At 59.6% G+C, this 15898-nt stretch carries 17 protein-coding genes; 12 read left to right on the forward strand and 5 right to left on the reverse strand.

The features are described from left to right. Positions 1-79 precede the first annotated feature (79 nt). Entirely contained in the window at positions 80-493 is a 414-nt protein-coding gene (locus HBJ59_RS08365) for a VOC family protein (protein ID WP_167663240.1), read from the reverse strand. A gap of 215 nt (positions 494-708) precedes the next feature. On the opposite strand from HBJ59_RS08365, the gene HBJ59_RS08370 reads away from it, so the two are divergent. From HBJ59_RS08370 to HBJ59_RS08405, 8 genes are all read left to right on the forward strand, one after another. Next, a complete protein-coding gene (locus HBJ59_RS08370; protein WP_076016963.1) occupies positions 709-1674 on the forward strand; it encodes an amino acid ABC transporter permease in 966 nt (321 codons plus the stop codon). A gap of 15 nt (positions 1675-1689) precedes the next feature. Then, positions 1690-2454, forward strand: a complete 765-nt coding sequence (locus HBJ59_RS08375) for an amino acid ABC transporter ATP-binding protein (RefSeq protein WP_063031104.1) — start codon at positions 1690-1692, stop codon at positions 2452-2454. A 65-nt stretch (positions 2455-2519) separates the two neighbouring features. Next, a complete protein-coding gene (locus HBJ59_RS08380; RefSeq protein ID WP_167663241.1) occupies positions 2520-3359 on the forward strand; it encodes a transporter substrate-binding domain-containing protein in 840 nt (279 codons plus the stop codon). An 81-nt stretch (positions 3360-3440) separates the two neighbouring features. After that, on the forward strand, positions 3441-4748 hold the full coding sequence (locus HBJ59_RS08385; protein ID WP_167663242.1) for an FAD-binding oxidoreductase: 1308 nt from the start codon (positions 3441-3443) through the stop codon (positions 4746-4748). A 25-nt stretch (positions 4749-4773) separates the two neighbouring features. After that, positions 4774-5244 (forward strand): Lrp/AsnC family transcriptional regulator, encoded by a 471-nt coding sequence (locus HBJ59_RS08390; RefSeq protein ID WP_167663243.1) that lies wholly within the window; start codon positions 4774-4776, stop codon positions 5242-5244. A 185-nt stretch (positions 5245-5429) separates the two neighbouring features. Next, positions 5430-6860, forward strand: a complete 1431-nt coding sequence (locus HBJ59_RS08395) for an MFS transporter (protein WP_167663244.1) — start codon at positions 5430-5432, stop codon at positions 6858-6860. 221 nt (positions 6861-7081) lie between these two features. Further along, positions 7082-8191: an HlyD family secretion protein gene (locus tag HBJ59_RS08400; protein WP_167663245.1), complete on the forward strand. Its 1110-nt coding sequence runs from the start codon at positions 7082-7084 to the stop codon at positions 8189-8191. After that, positions 8188-9753, forward strand: coding sequence for a DHA2 family efflux MFS transporter permease subunit (locus HBJ59_RS08405; protein WP_167663246.1), 1566 nt, complete (start codon positions 8188-8190; stop codon positions 9751-9753). Before HBJ59_RS08400 ends, HBJ59_RS08405 begins: the two co-directional genes overlap by 4 nt. Before the next feature lie 34 nt (positions 9754-9787). Here HBJ59_RS08405 and HBJ59_RS08410 read toward each other — a convergent pair whose 3' ends face one another. Then, a complete protein-coding gene (locus HBJ59_RS08410; RefSeq protein ID WP_167663247.1) occupies positions 9788-10981 on the reverse strand; it encodes an MFS transporter in 1194 nt (397 codons plus the stop codon). Between the two features lie 8 nt (positions 10982-10989). After that, the gene (locus tag HBJ59_RS08415; protein ID WP_167663248.1) at positions 10990-12018 is read right to left on the reverse strand and encodes an alpha/beta hydrolase; all 1029 of its coding nucleotides are present in this window, start codon (positions 12016-12018) and stop codon (positions 10990-10992) included. 174 nt (positions 12019-12192) lie between these two features. Here HBJ59_RS08415 and HBJ59_RS08420 point away from each other — a divergent pair, with 174 nt between their 5' ends. After that, positions 12193-13092, forward strand: coding sequence for a LysR family transcriptional regulator (locus HBJ59_RS08420; protein WP_076016955.1), 900 nt, complete (start codon positions 12193-12195; stop codon positions 13090-13092). A 10-nt stretch (positions 13093-13102) separates the two neighbouring features. On the opposite strand, the gene HBJ59_RS08425 is transcribed toward HBJ59_RS08420, so the two are convergent. Together HBJ59_RS08425 and HBJ59_RS08430 are read right to left on the reverse strand one after the other, a co-directional pair. Further along, the gene (locus HBJ59_RS08425; RefSeq protein WP_167663249.1) at positions 13103-13633 is read right to left on the reverse strand and encodes a hypothetical protein; all 531 of its coding nucleotides are present in this window, start codon (positions 13631-13633) and stop codon (positions 13103-13105) included. A 46-nt stretch (positions 13634-13679) separates the two neighbouring features. Continuing rightward, a complete protein-coding gene (locus HBJ59_RS08430; protein WP_076016953.1) occupies positions 13680-13841 on the reverse strand; it encodes a DUF2986 domain-containing protein in 162 nt (53 codons plus the stop codon). Positions 13842-13986: 145 nt separating this feature from the next. Between HBJ59_RS08430 and HBJ59_RS08435 the strand changes: the two genes are divergently transcribed. From HBJ59_RS08435 to HBJ59_RS08445, 3 genes are all read left to right on the forward strand, one after another. Next, entirely contained in the window at positions 13987-14613 is a 627-nt protein-coding gene (locus HBJ59_RS08435; protein ID WP_167663250.1) for a glutathione S-transferase family protein, read from the forward strand. 5 nt (positions 14614-14618) lie between these two features. Next, positions 14619-15134 carry an SUKH-4 family immunity protein gene (locus HBJ59_RS08440; RefSeq protein WP_167663251.1) on the forward strand — a complete coding sequence of 172 codons (516 nt, stop codon included), beginning with the start codon at positions 14619-14621 and terminating at the stop codon, positions 15132-15134. Positions 15135-15264: 130 nt separating this feature from the next. Further along, a complete protein-coding gene (locus tag HBJ59_RS08445) occupies positions 15265-15891 on the forward strand; it encodes a LysE family translocator (protein WP_167663252.1) in 627 nt (208 codons plus the stop codon). Positions 15892-15898: the final 7 nt, after the last annotated feature.

Here is a 15898-nt window from a genome sequence, read left to right on the forward strand (position 1 = left end):
GCGAATAGACCCTGATGTTAAGTGAAGACGCCTGGCATGAACACTTTGTTGATGATTAAGGCTGGTTGGTCACACCCGATCACCCATGCCCCAACTCACTTGCTTCTGGATCATGGCAGCACACACACAGCTTGTTGCCATCCATATCCCGAAAATACGCCCCGTAATAGTCGGGGTGATAGTGAGGCCTTAATCCAGGCTCTCCCTCACAAACCCCGCCGAGCGCCAGCGCTGTCGAATGGCTTCTATCGACCGCCTCCCGACTGGGCGCAAGTAACGCCACCATCTGCCCATTCCCCGGTGCACTCGGGTTGCCATCAAACGGCGCGCCGATGACGAAGATTGGCCGAGGTGCAGTTTTGGAAACCCAGCCAGCCCACGGTTTTGCCGCATCACAGAATTTCAACGTGAGGCCCAATTCAGCCATCAGCTGGGAATAGAAAGCGAAGGCTCGATCAAAATCACCTGTACCTAAAAACACATGGGAAATCATGGTGGCTACCCTGGGGCGATGAATGCCAATGAGTCTGGCGCGAAATGATTGCTGGCGAAAGCCTGATGACCTCGCCCAGCAGATGTACGGCTCCCCTCCCCTCATCCGCCCTTAAAAACCGCAATTCCCAACAATCCGCAGGGTGCCGCCCAGCATTTTGCCAACCCATAATGGACTGACAACAATAAAGGGGCTCACCCCGGGGCGCTCAAGCCATGTACAAAGACCATATCGTCAAGACTCGCATGACGGACAGCGCCGTATTCATGGGCGCAGTCGCCGTGGTGATTTTCATCATCACGCTGGCGTGCGGTGTGGGCGAAGGCCGCCTTGCCCACTTGATGGGCCCCATCGTTCTCGACCTGTCGGCCCCGCTGGCGCGTGACATTGCGGTGGGCGGGACGTTTACCCTCACGGTGGTGCTGAACCTGTTCATCCTTGGCCGGTTTCCCTTACGCGCACAGATCATTACGGTGTGGTGCGAGTTGCTAGTGCTGTTCCTGTTGTTCTTCGACACCTTCAACCTTTCCTACAGTTTCATCGCGACCAAAATCGGCTTCATGATTACCCAGGGGGTGTTCACCACCGTCTACGTGTCGGCGATTTCGATTGCGATTGCGTTCGTGCTGGCCTTGTTGGGCGCCACCGCGCGCTTGTCGTCCAACGGCTTCGCGATTGCGATTGCCAGCTTCTACACCTCGTTTTTTCGCGGTGTTCCGCTGCTGATCCAGATCTATCTGATTTACCTCGGCATCCCTCAACTCGGTTATGTCGTCGGGGCCGTTCCGGCAGGGATCCTGGCGCTTTCGCTGTGTTATGGCGCCTACATGACGGAGATCTTCCGCGCAGGGATCAGCAGTATCTCGCGGGGCCAGTGGGAAGCTTCGCGGGCGATTGGCCTGAATCCGTTCCAGACCATGACCCGGGTGATTCTGCCGCAGTCCATGCGCCTGATCATTCCGCCGACGGGCAACCAGTTCATCTCGATGCTCAAGGACAGTTCGCTGGTGTCGGTGATCGGGGTCTGGGAGCTGATGTTCCTGGCGCGAACCCAAGGACGCGCCGAGTTCCGTCACCTGGAAATGCTGATCACCGCCGCCGTGCTGTATTGGCTGCTGTCGATCGTGCTGGAAACCGTTCAGGCCCGCCTGGAAAAGCACTTCAACCGCGCCCATCGCTGAATCAGGAGCATGACGATGAATCAGCCCTCCGTAGTCCCTGCTCCATACCCTGCGATATCGATCCAGGACATGCACAAATGGTATGGCGATTTTTATGTGCTCAAGGGCATCGACCTGCACATTGCCAGCGGTGAAATCGTGGTGGTGTGCGGGCCGTCGGGTTCCGGAAAGTCCACGTTGATTCGCTGCCTGAATCTGTTGGAGGACTTCCAGAAAGGCCACGTGTTTATCGAAGGGACCGAGTTGACCCGTGATGCCGCCTGCGTGGCCGGCATACGCCGCCAGGTCGGCATGGTGTTTCAACAGTTCAACCTGTTCCCACACATGACGGTGCTGGAAAACCTGATGGTGGGGCCGCGCCTGGTGAGCAAGCTCAGCGAGCCCCAGGCGCGCGAACTGGCCCATGAATACCTGGACCGGGTGCGCATCGGGGACCAGGCCGACAAATACCCCAGCCAGCTTTCGGGCGGCCAGCAGCAGCGCGTGGCTATCGCCCGCGCCTTGTGCATGCGCCCGCGCATCATGCTGTTCGACGAGCCCACGTCCGCCCTTGACCCCGAGATGGTCAAGGAGGTGCTGGATGTGATGGGCGAGTTGGCTCAGGACGGCATCACCATGGTCTGCGTCACCCACGAGATGGGGTTCGCCCGGCGGGTCGCCGACCGGATCATCTTCATGGACCAGGGTTGCATCATCGAGCAGGCCAAACCCACCGAATTTTTTGACAACCCGCAGCACGAGCGTGCCCGGGAGTTTCTGTCGCAGATTCTCAGCCACTGAGAAGCATCGTCGGACATCGACCAAAACAACAAAAATCCGCATTCACGATATCTGGAGGCTTACCCATGATCTCGCTCACTCGCTTCGTCGCAGCAGCCGCTGTCGCCACCGCCCTCGCCGGCCCCACAGGCGTTGCCTGGGCGGGCACAACCCTCGACCGCATCCATGAAACCAAAGTGCTCAAAGTGGCCACTTCGGCCAACTGGCCACCGCAATCGTTCCTGGGGCCGGACAATAAGCTGCAAGGCTTTGATATCGATGTCGCCAGCGAAATCGGCAAGCGCCTGGGCAGCAAAGTCGACTTCGTGACGCCCGAGTACGGGATCATCACTGCCGGGCGCTGGTCGAATCGCTGGGACTTGTCGGTGGGCTCCATGACGCCGACCACCGAGCGCACCCGAGTGCTCGATTTTCCCGCGATCTACTACTACACGCCGTATGTATTCGCCGTGCACAAGGACGCCGCCGAGACGAAGTTGGCGGACCTGAACGGCAAGATTATCGGCGTCGAAGCCGGCACGACGTCGGAGGACTATATCAATCGTCGCCTCAAGATCGACGCCGCCGATGTGCCGCCATTTACCTATGACGTCACACCCGGCGAGGTTCGCACCTACGGCGACAGCATGGGCCCGCTGGATGATCTGCGCATGGGTAACGGGGTTCGCCTGGACGCTACCTTGTCTGCGCTTCCAACCATCGTGGCGGCCATCAAGAATGGCTATCCCGTCGTCAGAGTGGAAGGCAAGCCGGCCTACTACGAACCCCTGGCCATCGCCGTGGACAAGGGGGATGCGGCGTTCAACACCGCCTTGACCAAGATCGTCACCGACATGAAAGCCGACGGCACGCTCAAGCAGCTGTCTGAAAAGTGGTACGGCGCCGACCTCACCCAAGTGCAATAAAACAAGCATTGGCCTACCAGGCGCCCGTCCTCGACGTGGCGCGTGGTACGCCTGCGCCGCGAAAAAAGGACGACGGACTTCATGTACACCTACAACAACAATTACTACACCGCCACGATGCGCGACACGACTGAACGTGAGGTGCTGTGTGGAAATGCCCAGGCCGATGTCTGCATCATCGGCGCTGGGCTGGCAGGGCTGAGTACTGCGTGGGAGTTGGTCTCTCGCGGGCAGTCCGTGGTGCTGCTGGACGCGGGACGTGTTGCCTGGGGCGCGTCGGGGCGTAACGGGGGCTTTGTGCTTCAGGGCTGGTCCGAAGGGTTGTCCTCCATCGAGCGGCGCTGCGGTAAACCGACCGCCGCCGCGCTGTTCAAACTGTCCCTTGAAGGCGTCGATATTGTTCGAGACATGATCGCCGGACATCAATTGCCAGGCTGCACGCCAACCCCCGGAAAACTCAGCGTGGTTCGCTACGACGATGGCGATAACCTGCAGCGCATGCGCGACAAAATGGCGGCGGATTTCGACTTTCACCTCGAGTACCTGGATCGCCAGGCGGTGCGCGAAAAGCTCAAGACCGAGCGGTATTTCCAGGCCCTGCGCGACAGCCATGGCTTTCACTTCCACCCGTTGAACTATTGCCTCGGCCTGGCCCGGCTGATCGAGGGCAGCGGCGGGAAAATCCATGAACGGTCGCCCATGATCAGCGTCGAGAGTCGCAACGGGCGACACCGCGTCGCAACCGATCAAGGCACTGTGGATTGTGCCCATGTGGTGTACTGCTGCGGCGGCTATGGCGGGCCGGAGTTCGGCAAGTTACGCCGCGCCTTCCTGCCCATCGCGACCTATGCGGTGCTGACCGAGCATCTGGGTGATCGCCTGGCGGAGGCGGTGCGTACCACCGATGCCGTGGGCGATAACCGCCGGGCCTCGGATTATTACCGCGTCGTCGAGGGCGACCGTCTGCTCTGGGGCGGGCGTATCACCACCCGGAACCTGCAGGATGAAAAACGCCTCGGGCAGTTGCTGACCCAAGACATCCTCGACGTTTATCCGCAGTTACGCGGCATCAAGATCGACAAAGCCTGGTCCGGGCTGATGGGCTATGCGCGGCACAAAATGCCGCACATTGGCCCGCTTGGGCAGGGGTTGTGGACATGTACATCATTTGGTGGCCATGGTATGAACACCGCGCCTATTGGTGGACGCGTCATCGCCGAAGCGATCTGCGGTGAAACCGATCGCTACCGTCTGTTCGATGCTTATGGCCTGGAATGGAACGGCGGCCCGCTGGGCCCGGCGGCCGCACAAACGGTTTACGCCGGCCTGAAGATGATGGACATGTTTCAGGAACGGCGTTCGCAGCGCAGGGCGACTCATAAAAAATGACCCGAGCAAGGTCAAGGAAGTGTCCATGGATACGCAGAATCCCGGCCCATTGTTTAACCTGACCGACAAGGACCGGCAATTGCTCGCCCTCCTTCAGGCCAACGCACGCGAGCCCACCGCGTCACTCGCCCGCAAACTCGGGGTCTCACGCTCTGCGGTGCAGGAACGGATTACCCGTCTGGAAAAGGCGGGGGTTATCACCGGGTACAGCGTGCGCATCGACCAGGACCGGCTGCAGCAGACGGTTACCTGCTTCACCATGACCTCCTGCACCAACAAGAGTTACACCGATGTGATGACCTCGCTTCGCAAGATGGACGCGGTGCAGGCCGTATATGCGGTCTCGGGCGAGTCGGACTTCATCATTCATCTCGCTACCGCCACCCTCAGCGAACTTAACGCCGAGCTCACCCGGATCAACATGATCAAAGGGGTGGCGCACACCGCGTCCCATATCGTGATGGAAACCAAGTTCAGCCGGAAATTGACGGTGTGACGTGCTGCCAGCCTTGGGAAACTCTTCGGCTCCAATAGTGGCTCAACCACCTGACAAGGCCCTTCTTGCAAAACAATACGCCTCGCCTCAATATAACAAGCAATAACTTGGTTAATTAACGCCAACCATGACGCCCATGCCATTCGCCGGCGCCTACACCGCGAACGCATTACAAGGAATCGTTGATGCAAACCCAAGACAGCAGTTGGGGCGAGTTGCTCCGGGGCAAAAACGCCACCCGTTCCATCGCGCTTTCAGGCGGCATCGCGCTGTATGCCACCAACACCTACATCGCCACCACCATCCTGCCGTCGGTGGTCGCAGAAATCGGCGGCCTGGCGCTCTATGCGTGGAGTACCACGTTGTATGTGGTGGCCTCGATCCTCGGCTCGGCCCTCACCTCCAAGCTGTTGCAACGTACCGGACCACGGCAAGCGTATGCGTTAGCCACGCTGGTGTTCATGGTGGGTGTGCTGATTTGCGCATTGGCGCCGAGCATGCCGGTGATGCTGGCGGGGCGCTTTATCCAGGGCCTGGGCGGCGGGGTTCTGTTGGCGCTGTGTTACTCGATGATCCAGCTGGTGTTCGAAGAACGTCTTTGGCCTCGGGCAATGGCTCTGGTATCGGGCATGTGGGGCGTGGCGACGCTGGTCGGGCCAGCGGTGGGTGGCGTGTTTGCGGAAATGGACGCCTGGCGTTTCGCCTTCGGTTCGATGGTGCCGGTGAGCCTGGCGTATATGGTGCTCACCAGCCGTGCGCTGCCCCCACGCGATACCGCAGCGACGGCCACGGCTCGTTTGCCGGTGCCGCAGCTGGTGCTGTTGGCTGGCGCGGTGCTGGCGGTGTGTGCGGGCAGCGTCTCGTCACTGCCGAGCTGGAACCTGTTGGGCATCGCGACCTGTGGGGTGCTGGTGTGGCTGCTGATCCGCAAGGAATCCAACGCCACGGTGCGTCTTTTGCCCAGGGATGCGCTGAAGTTCAGCACTCCGCTCTGCGCGCTGTATGCGACCACATGCTTGTTGGTGATCGGCATGAGCAGCGAGATTTTCATGCCGTATTTTCTACAGCATCTGCATGGCCAGTCACCCTTGGTCGCCGGTTACATGGCGGCGTTGATGGCGGCCGGTTGGACGGTATCGGAAATCCTCAGCTCTGGCTGGACCGGCCGTGGTCCGCACCGCGCCATTATCGCGGGGCCGCTGTTTATCGTGGCCGGGCTGGTGATGCTGGCAATCACCACGCCAATCGCCGGTCACGGGGACTGGGCACTGTTGGCACCTATTTGCCTCGGGTTGTTCCTGGTGGGTTTTGGCATCGGCCTGGGCTGGCCGCATCTGCTGACGCGCATCCTGCAGGTGGCGTCGGAGCAGGATAAGGACACGGCGGCATCGTCGATCACCACCCTGCAACTGTTCGCCATGGCCATGGGCGCAGCATTGGCGGGGGTGATCTCGAACATGGCGGGCATCAATGGCGTGGCGGGCGATGCCGGCGTCGCCAATGCGGCACGTTGGCTGTTCGCGCTGTTTACCCTGGCACCGATGTTGGCGCTGGTCATGGCACTGCGGGCGACACGGACGAAGGCCCGCGTCGGAGAAGAAATAACGGTGTCTTGAGACTGGCTATCCGTTGCTACTGCGCCAATAAACACCCTCCTCTGAAAAAGCCCTGAACCTCAGGGCTTTTTTGCATTTGCTTGCTGGCCCTGATGTGGAAATAACTTCTGCCTAGTGACTTTCATTATGAAACTTACCGTGACATATTACGCATGTAATATTTAGTAACAAGCCAACGGGGCAGCCCTTTCCCCACTCAAACTCAACGAGGTCATTTCGCCATGGACGCTCAAGTCAGCGCTGTGCCCGAACCCACAAAACCATCCCGGCGCAAACAGGCTCTGCGCCTGGGGCTGCTGACCCTGGCTGTGGTGGGCGGCGTCTGGTACGCCAGCCACTGGTGGCTGGTCAGCCGGTTTATCGAAGACACTGACGACGCCTACGTCGGCGCAGACGTAACGGTGATCAGTGCCAAGGTGCCGGGCTATATCAGCGAAGTGGCCGTGCAGGACAACCAGTACGTACGGGCCGGCGATGTGCTGGCCCGTATTGATGTTCGCGACTACCGCACCGCCCTGGCCAAAGCCGATGGCGCCGTGGCCGCGCAACAAGCCGCCCTCGCCAACCTCGACGCCACCGAACAACTGCAACTGGCGGTGATCAACCAGGCCAAGGCGCAGATCGACGCCACCGATGCCGAAGCGCAACGGGCCAGCGACGATCAGACCCGTTACCAGAACCTGGTGCGCAGCCAAGCCGTGTCGGTGGAAAGCGCGCAACGGGTCAGCGCCGTCTGGAAGACTGCCCGCGCCGACCACTCCCGAGCGCAAGCCGGGCTGATGGCGGCGCGCCGGCAAATCGACGTGATTGAAACCCAGCGCGACCAGGCCCGCGCCGCGTTGCAACAGGCCCAAGCCGAACGTGACCAGGCACAGTTGAACATCAGCTACACCGAGCTGCGGGCCCCGGTGGACGGCTATGTGGGCAACCGCCGCGCCCGGGTCGGCGCCTACGCCGCGGCCGGCAGCCAACTGATCTCGGTGGTGCCGGCGAAAGGATTGTGGGTGGACGCCAATTTCAAGGAAGACCAACTCGGCCGCCTGCAGGTTGGGCAACGCGTGAGCATCCGCGCCGACATCCTCCCCGACCGTGAATTCCGCGGGCACATCGAGAGCCTGGCCCCTGCCACCGGGGCGCAATTCAGTGTATTGCCGCCGGAAAACGCCACCGGCAACTTCACCAAGATCGTGCAGCGTGTGCCGGTGCGCGTGCGGCTCGACAGCACCGACGCCGACTTCGGCGCCCTGCGTCCCGGCTTGTCGGTGATGGCGAAGGTCAATACCGATGAAGCGTTCGAGGACCAGGCCAGCGCCCTCAAGGCCCAGCTATGAACAGCCCGTTGCCCGCCCTGAGCACCGCACAAAAGGTCGCGGCCTTCGCCACCATGTGCGTGGGCATGTTCATCGCCTTGATCGATATCCAGATCGTCTCCGCCTCCCTCAAGGACATCGGCGGCGGGCTGTCTGCCGGAGCGGACGATACGGCGTGGGTGCAGACCGCTTACCTGATCGCGGAAATCATCGTAATCCCCATGTCGGGCTGGCTCTCGCGGGTGATGAGCACGCGCTGGCTGTTCGCGGCGTCGGCGGCGGGTTTTACCTTGACCAGCCTGCTGTGCGCGATGGCCTGGAACATCCAGAGCATGATCGCGTTTCGCGCCTTGCAGGGGTTTCTGGGGGGCTCGATGATCCCGTTGGTGTTCACCACTGCGTTCATGTACTTCAACGGCAAACAACGGGTGATCGCCGCGTCCACCATCGGCGCCATCGCGTCCCTTGCGCCCACATTGGGCCCGGCCGTGGGCGGTTGGATCACCGATATTTCCTCCTGGCACTGGCTGTTCTACATCAACCTGGTGCCCGGCCTGTTCGTGACCTTCGCGGTGCCGATGCTGGTCAAGGTCGACCGGCCCAACCCGTCGCTGCTCAAGGGCGCGGACTATATCGGCATGGCGCTGATGGCGGTGTTTCTCGGCTGCCTGGAATACACCCTGGAAGAAGGCCCACGCTGGAACTGGTTCAGCGACAGCACCATCTCGACCACCGCCTGGATAACCGGCATCAGCGGCGGGCTGTTTATCTGGCGCTGCCTGGAAATCAAGGAACCGATTGTAGACCTGCGCGCACTTCGGGATAGAAACTTCGCCCTGGGCTGCCTGTTTTCGTTCATCACCGGCATCGGCATTTTCGCCACCATCTACCTCACGCCGCTGTTTCTCGGGCGGGTGCGCGGGTATGGCTCGCTGGATATCGGCCTGGCGGTGTTTTCCACGGGGGTGTTCCAGTTGCTGGCGATCCCGGTGTACGCGGTGCTGGCCAACCGCTTCGACTTGCGCTGGATTTTGATGTTCGGGTTGTCGTTGTTCGCCCTGTCAATGTGGGACTTCTCGCCCATCACCCACGACTGGGGCGCCAAGGAGCTGATGCTGCCCCAAGCCATACGCGGGTTTGCCCAACAAATGGCGGTGCCGCCCGTGGTCACCCTGACCCTCGGCGCACTGGCCCCCGACCGCCTGAAACTCGCCTCGGGGCTGTTCAACCTGATGCGCAACCTCGGTGGCGCCATCGGCATCGCCGCCTGCGCCACGGTGCTCAACGACCGCACCAACCTGCACTTCCTGCGCCTGGCCGAGCACCTGAACATCCGGAACGAGTCGATGAATGTCTGGCTTGACCAGCTTTCAGGGAATGCCCAGTTGCTCGGGCAAAACAGCCTGGACGCGAGCCAGTTTGCGCTGCATCAGCTGTGGGCGCTGACCTGGCGTGAGGCGCAGACGCTGACTTATGCGGATGCGTTCCTGATGATCATGGTGTGCTTTGTTGTCGCGGTGTTGCTGGTGCCGTTGATGCGCAAGGTGCAACCGCCGAAGCAGCCGACGGCGGATGCGCATTGAAGATGACGGCACCCACGCCACGCAGGGTGCCGCATCATCGTGCCGGTGGCGTATCCGTGCGTGATACGAGCAGTGCAAGCACGCAAGCCAACAGAAGAAACATGCCACTCACGATAAAAGTAGCCTGGTAGCCAGCCCCGTCATACAACACGCCCCCTACCGTCGCGCCGAGGGTGATAGCCAACTGAATGACAGCCACCATCAGCCCTCCTCCGGCTTCGGCATCCTGAGGCAATGTGCGCGATAACCAAGTGAACCAACCCACAGGCGCGCACGTAGCAACCAGCCCCCACACGCCCAGCAAGACGGCTGTAGCCAGCATTGAACTGCCGTAGACCACCAACGCCATGGCAATGCCCGACATCAACAGCGGAATCAGCATCAGCACTCGATAAAGACTGCGGTTCAGCAACGAACCGATCAGCATCGTACCCGCCAACCCGGCCATGCCGATGATCAGCAGCAGCAGGGATAAACCCGACACATCAACACGGGTCACCGCCTCAAGGAACGGGCGCAGATAGGTGAATAGCGCGAACTGCCCCATAAACAAAAATGCCACTGCCGCCATGCCCAGAGAGACGTTGAGGCGACCCAACAACCGAAAGACATCAACAGCAGAGCCGGGCTCATCTTGACCAGGCATTTTCGGCAGGGTGAAGGCTTGCCAACACAGCGCCAGAGCCGCGAGTGGAACCACGCAAAAGAATGCACCTCGCCAGCCGATCAACCCGCCCATAAAACTGCCAATCGGCGCTGCGACCGCCGTGGCGAGTGCGGTACCGCCCTGGATCAACGCGATGGCTTTAGGCACGAAAGGCTCAGGTGCAATCCGCATCATGACCGCGGTCGACATTGCCCAACTTCCTCCGATCGCGATGCCCAAAATGGCGCGCCCCACCATCAGTGTCGAGTAGTTCGGGGCAAAGGCAACGAGCGCGCCGGAGGCGATCATCAAGGCCGTCAGGAAAAGCAAAACAGGCCTTCGGTCAAGCCTGCGAATGACGCTGGAGATGAACAGGCTGGTGATGACCGCGAAGAGGCCGGAAATCGAAATCGCTTGCCCAGCCTGCCCCTCCGTAAGCCCGAGATCGTTCGCAAGCGGCGTGAGCAAGCTCACCGGCAGAAACTCGGAAGTCACAAGGGCGAAGGCGCACAGCGCCATCGCCAGGACTGCTCCCCATACCTGGCGGCTCGCTGTTTGAGTAGGCAAAACGGTGCTGCTCATCGGGTCGGTCACTTCAGGTGGGTCTGGAAGAACGAGGTCAGTTTGGCAAAAGGAATCAGGTCGACTCGGTCGTAGAGATCCACATGGCCCGCACCTGGAATGATCACGAGCTCCTTGGGTTGGCCAGCCAGTCGATAAGCCTCTTCACTGAACTCACGGGAGTGAGCCTGTTCACCGGCGATGAACAGCATCGGGCGTGGCGAGATCGTCTCGATATCGTTGAACGGATAAAAGTTCATGAACTTGACGTTGCTGGTCAGCGTCGGGTGAGTGGTCAGCAGCGGTGATTGGCCTTTGGGGGTGAACTCACCGCGTGGCGTGCGGTAGAAATCGTAGAATTCGCGCTCAATCGCGTTGGATTTGTCCGTCAGTTCATGGACTGTCCCACTGGTGTACTGGGTATCGCCGCCGGTGAACTCGGCATAACGCTGTTCGGCAGCCGCAGCAATGCCTTGCTTCCTCTGCTCGACAGTGACGGAATGCTTCAAGCCGTTTCGGTTGGCTGCGCCCATGTCGTACATGCTGACCGTGGCAATGGCCTTCATTCGCGGGTCGATCTTTGCAGCGCTGATAACGAAGCTGCCGCTGCCACAAATGCCCAGGACACCAATCCGGTTGCGATCAACATACGTCTGCGAGCCCAGATAGTCCACGGCAGCACTGAAGTCTTCAGCATAGATTTCCGGCGACACCGCATTGCGCGGCAGGCCATCACTTTCGCCCCAGAACGACAGATCGATGGCAAGGGTCACGAAACCCTGCTCTGCCAGCTTCTGCGCATACAGGTTCGAACTCTGCTCTTTGACCGCGCCCATGGGATGGCCAACGATGATCGCGGCGTTTTGGCTGCCCGGTTTCAAATCTTTTGGGAAGAACAGATTCCCTACGGTGTTCATCCGGTACTGATTTTTGAAGGTCACCTTCTGCATCGTGACCTTCTCACTTTTGTAGAAATTATCGGCTCCGTCAGACATGTCTGCTCCCAGTGCACAGAGCGACGCCATCAGAAGGCCAAGCAAGGCAACCAGTTTTCTCATGAGGTGCTCCCATCGGTGAATAGGTGCCGGCCAGGACCAGCAAGGGGTAAGGACCACGCCTGTGATAACAGACGAGGCTTGCCCTATTCTCCGTGAGTACGTCATGCTTGATAATCTAATGAAAGCTTGTTGAAGTTATAAGCCAGGCTAATCAATCAAGGTAGGCGACCTACGATGCCAAGACATAATCTGAATGACCTTCTGGCCTTTGTGACGGTCGCCAGGGCAGGCAGCTTTACCCGGGCGGCGGCTCACTTGGGTGTCACACAGTCCGCGCTGAGCCAGGCTGTTTCCGGGCTTGAAAAGCGCCTGGAAATACGACTCCTGACACGCACCACCCGCAGCGTTTCGCCGACCAGTGCGGGTGAGCGCCTGATGCAAACCATCGGTCATCGCTTCGATGAAATTGAGGCCGAGCTGGATGCCTTGACCGAGCTGCGGGACAAGCCCGCAGGCACGGTGCGCATTACCTGTGGTGATTTTGTCCTGAGGACAATACTGCTTCCCCGGCTCACGCCGTTGCTCCTCGAATACCCCGACATCAAGGTTGAGTTTGATATCAACTATGGCTTCCGGGACATCGTTGCGGACCGCTTCGATGCAGGCATCCGATTTGGCGACACCGTTGATAAAGACATGATCGCCCTCCCTATCGGCCCGCAGGTACGGATGGCTGTCGTAGGGGCGCCAGCGTATTTCGCCGGTAATCCTGTGCCAAAAAAGCCACAGGATCTTGTGAACCACCGATGTATCGATATCCGCTATCCAACGCTAGGCGGGCTGGCCGTTTGGGAATTCGAAAAGCGTGGCCGGAAGGTCAACGTGCGAGTCGCAGGCCAAGTCATTCTCAACACCAGCGCACATGTACCGGCTGCGGCCGTTAACGGCTTGGGCATCGCGTACCTGCCGGAAGAAGAATTTGCACCGCATATCGAGAATGGCCGCCTGGTACAAGTCCTGGAGGACTGGTGCCCGTTGTTCTCGGGTTATCACCTGTACTACCCAAGCCGTCGCTTGCCAACACCTGCCTTTACGCTTGTTCTGAATGCGCTACGAGCCGATGGCCCTCTCTAGAACGAGGCATTTAAGCAGTAAGAAACTGGGTGACCTCGTTAACCGCCACACTCTGTGGCGCAGTACTCACTGCGGCTTCCAGACTGCACCATGGGTAATTCAGCCCTGATACCCATTCCATGACACTCTCAAGATCCGCCGCTGGAAGGGTTTTCATATGCTCGATAGTGATGGTGAGCTTTTCAACAAGCCCCGACTCAACACTGAACTGCCACTCATACACCCCACACCCCACCCGGGCTTCACCGGAGTTTTTGTCGGACATCCCCACCAGCCACTTGCACTGATAGGTTTTTGCCCCCGCCTCGGGTGGCTGCCCCAGGCAAAACGTATAGACGTTTTCAAAGGTCTGCCCGAATCGCCGTACCAGCACGTCGCCGATGCCAGCAACCCCTTCAACGTGGGGCGGGAACGAGATGGAACCGGTGCGCACTACCATGTCCAGGGTCGCCTCCGGAACAAACGCCCGGCTGAGCAAATGCGGACGGTTGCCGTCCTTGGCGAGTATGTAGTGCTGAATCGCAAGTTGAGCAGTGTTCATGGTTTTTCCGTCGATTCCCTATCGGATGATGCTTAAGCCTTCTGGATCAGCTCTCAGAAGAAACAACTGACTCATCAGTGGATTCAGTCGCCAGTTTCAACCGGTCAGCTTTACTGATGTACTTGTCCTTGCGGGCGGGTGCCAATTTGGCGCTGGCCTTTTTGGCTTTAGCCTTGAACAGCTGTTGTAGTTTCTTTTGACGATTCATGTTGTTTATCCGGTTTGTAATCAGTGCTTGCCGCTGTGATTATCCATCTTTCATGCCTTTATCGAAGCACATTTAATTCACGGCACTCCACAGCGCCACAGCGGTCTGTCCCTATACGCCCCTATTCTCGCCCAGCGGAGCCACCATGATCATTGTCCACCACCTCAACAACTCTCGTTCGCAACGCATCCTGTGGCTGCTCGAAGAACTCGGCCTGCCTTATGAGCTCAAGCGCTACCAGCGCGACCCGAAAACCAACCTCGCGCCACCGGAACTCAAGGCCATCAATGCCTTGGGCAAATCACCGGTGATTCAAGACGGTCCCCACGTAGTGATCGAGTCCGGCGCCATCATCGACTACCTGATTCGCCGCCATGGCAACGGCCGCCTGCAACCCGACCCAGCCACTGCCACCTATGACGAATACGTGCAATGGCTGCACTTCGCCGAAGGTTCGGCCATGCTGCCGCTGATGCTCAACCTGTATGTCGGGCGCCTGGGTGATGCGGGTGCGCCCTTGCATCCGCGTATCGAATCCGAGGTCGCGAACTACCTGGGTTATCTGGACAACGCGCTGGGGCTTACGCCATATCTGGTGGGCGACGAATTGACCGGCGCGGATATCCAGATGAGCTTCATCGGCGAAATCGCCAGGGCCCAGGGCAAGTTGCAGGCGTACCCGAATGTGGCGGCGTGGGTGCAACGCTTTCAGGAACGGCCGGCGTATCGTAAGGCGCTGGAACAGGGTGGTGAATATGCGTTTGCAAAGTGAAGAACATGACCGGGTTTGACTTCAAGGCACGATTTATATCGTCGCAGCCGCTCGTCCCGCCGGAACTGGACCTGTGTCTAGACGAATTTGTTGTCTACGAGGCTGGCCAGGTCTGTTCCCTCGCCCCACAAGACGCGGAGTTCCTCGTCAAACAGGGGCTGCCGCGCGACGCCGCGCCCTTTTTGAGTTTTGAAGCCTACAGCCCATCGCAAATCGCCCACCGGCTGATGGTGTACGGAATTAGCGAGGACTATTTCCCGCTTGGCCAAAACGGCTCGGGAGACGTTTTGGCCATCGATCGTCGAAGCCGCGAGGTCGTATACTTCAACCATGATTTCGATAACGCGCGCGTTTTCATCAATTCCACCTTGGTGCTGTTTGCGCAGTGCCTGTGCATCTTCCAGGAGCATCTGCGTGACAGTACGCTGGAACGCTGCCTGGCTGAGATCAAGCGGGTTGACTCCGCAGCGGCAGTGCCGGGGGCGATGTGGGCCGACGCGGTCAGCGAAGAGTTTTGTTGACCGGTGCAGTCACACCAGTAGTCCGTGCCAGCGACAACCTGAAGGTTGAAAACAGGCAGATCACCTGGATTGCTTTAACGCTCTGGATGAGGATTACTGTAGGCCGTTTCCAATTCCGAGATGACGCACGATGTTCGAACTGGCCCCCATCCTGACGTACATAGCCGTTGTAATCGGCCTTTTCCTGATCCCCGGCCCTGCCGTGTTGCTGGTGATCACCCGCACCCTCCAGGGTGGCCGCAAGGTCGGGATTGCCACCGGGCTGGGCGTGGCTTCGGGCGACCTTATCCATACGTTGTGTGCGGCGTTGGGCCTTTCCGCCATCCTGATGACCTCGGCCGCGGCATTTAACGTCGTCAAAATCGTCGGCGCCTGTTACCTGATCTACCTGGGCATACGCGCGTTTATGGCCAAGCCTGGCGCGACCACGCGCAAAGACCTGCCCACAGTGACCTCGACCCAGGCGTATTTCCAGGCGGTGGTTGCTGAAGTGCTTAACCCGAAAACCGCGATTTTCTTCCTGGCGTTCCTGCCGCAATTCATTCATCCGGAATCGGGTTCTTCCCTGGCGCAATTCGCGGTGCTGGGTTTGATCTTTTCGGGCCTCAGTGCGGTGTATACCACGCTCATTTCGGTCTCTATTCGTCCTTTGAGCAAATGGATGACGGGCCTTTCAAGGCTGCGCCGCTGGGAAGGAAAGATCATCGGTACTTTGTTTATGGGGCTGGGGCTGAAAATAGCTTTTCAGCAGCGCTAGGGCCTGC

Origin of the sequence: Pseudomonas sp. AN3A02 (assembly GCF_011765255.1) — a bacterium.
In the GTDB taxonomy this organism is placed as follows: Bacteria; Pseudomonadota; Gammaproteobacteria; order Pseudomonadales; family Pseudomonadaceae; genus Aquipseudomonas.

Bases quoted from the DNA above. Each gene is read 5' to 3' on its own strand.
- HBJ59_RS08365 (WP_167663240.1), bottom strand. From the start codon at position 493: ATGATTTCCCATGTGTTTTTAGGTACAGGTGATTTTGATCGAGCCTTC.
- HBJ59_RS08370 (WP_076016963.1), top strand. From the start codon at position 709: ATGTACAAAGACCATATCGTCAAGACTCGCATGACGGACAGCGCCGTA.
- HBJ59_RS08375 (WP_063031104.1), top strand. From the start codon at position 1,690: ATGAATCAGCCCTCCGTAGTCCCTGCTCCATACCCTGCGATATCGATC.
- HBJ59_RS08380 (WP_167663241.1), top strand. From the start codon at position 2,520: ATGATCTCGCTCACTCGCTTCGTCGCAGCAGCCGCTGTCGCCACCGCC.
- HBJ59_RS08385 (WP_167663242.1), top strand. From the start codon at position 3,441: ATGTACACCTACAACAACAATTACTACACCGCCACGATGCGCGACACG.
- HBJ59_RS08390 (WP_167663243.1), top strand. From the start codon at position 4,774: ATGGATACGCAGAATCCCGGCCCATTGTTTAACCTGACCGACAAGGAC.
- HBJ59_RS08395 (WP_167663244.1), top strand. From the start codon at position 5,430: ATGCAAACCCAAGACAGCAGTTGGGGCGAGTTGCTCCGGGGCAAAAAC.
- HBJ59_RS08400 (WP_167663245.1), top strand. From the start codon at position 7,082: ATGGACGCTCAAGTCAGCGCTGTGCCCGAACCCACAAAACCATCCCGG.
- HBJ59_RS08405 (WP_167663246.1), top strand. From the start codon at position 8,188: ATGAACAGCCCGTTGCCCGCCCTGAGCACCGCACAAAAGGTCGCGGCC.
- HBJ59_RS08410 (WP_167663247.1), bottom strand. From the start codon at position 10,981: ATGAGCAGCACCGTTTTGCCTACTCAAACAGCGAGCCGCCAGGTATGG.
- HBJ59_RS08415 (WP_167663248.1), bottom strand. From the start codon at position 12,018: ATGAGAAAACTGGTTGCCTTGCTTGGCCTTCTGATGGCGTCGCTCTGT.
- HBJ59_RS08420 (WP_076016955.1), top strand. From the start codon at position 12,193: ATGCCAAGACATAATCTGAATGACCTTCTGGCCTTTGTGACGGTCGCC.
- HBJ59_RS08425 (WP_167663249.1), bottom strand. From the start codon at position 13,633: ATGAACACTGCTCAACTTGCGATTCAGCACTACATACTCGCCAAGGAC.
- HBJ59_RS08430 (WP_076016953.1), bottom strand. From the start codon at position 13,841: ATGAATCGTCAAAAGAAACTACAACAGCTGTTCAAGGCTAAAGCCAAA.
- HBJ59_RS08435 (WP_167663250.1), top strand. From the start codon at position 13,987: ATGATCATTGTCCACCACCTCAACAACTCTCGTTCGCAACGCATCCTG.
- HBJ59_RS08440 (WP_167663251.1), top strand. From the start codon at position 14,619: ATGACCGGGTTTGACTTCAAGGCACGATTTATATCGTCGCAGCCGCTC.
- HBJ59_RS08445 (WP_167663252.1), top strand. From the start codon at position 15,265: ATGTTCGAACTGGCCCCCATCCTGACGTACATAGCCGTTGTAATCGGC.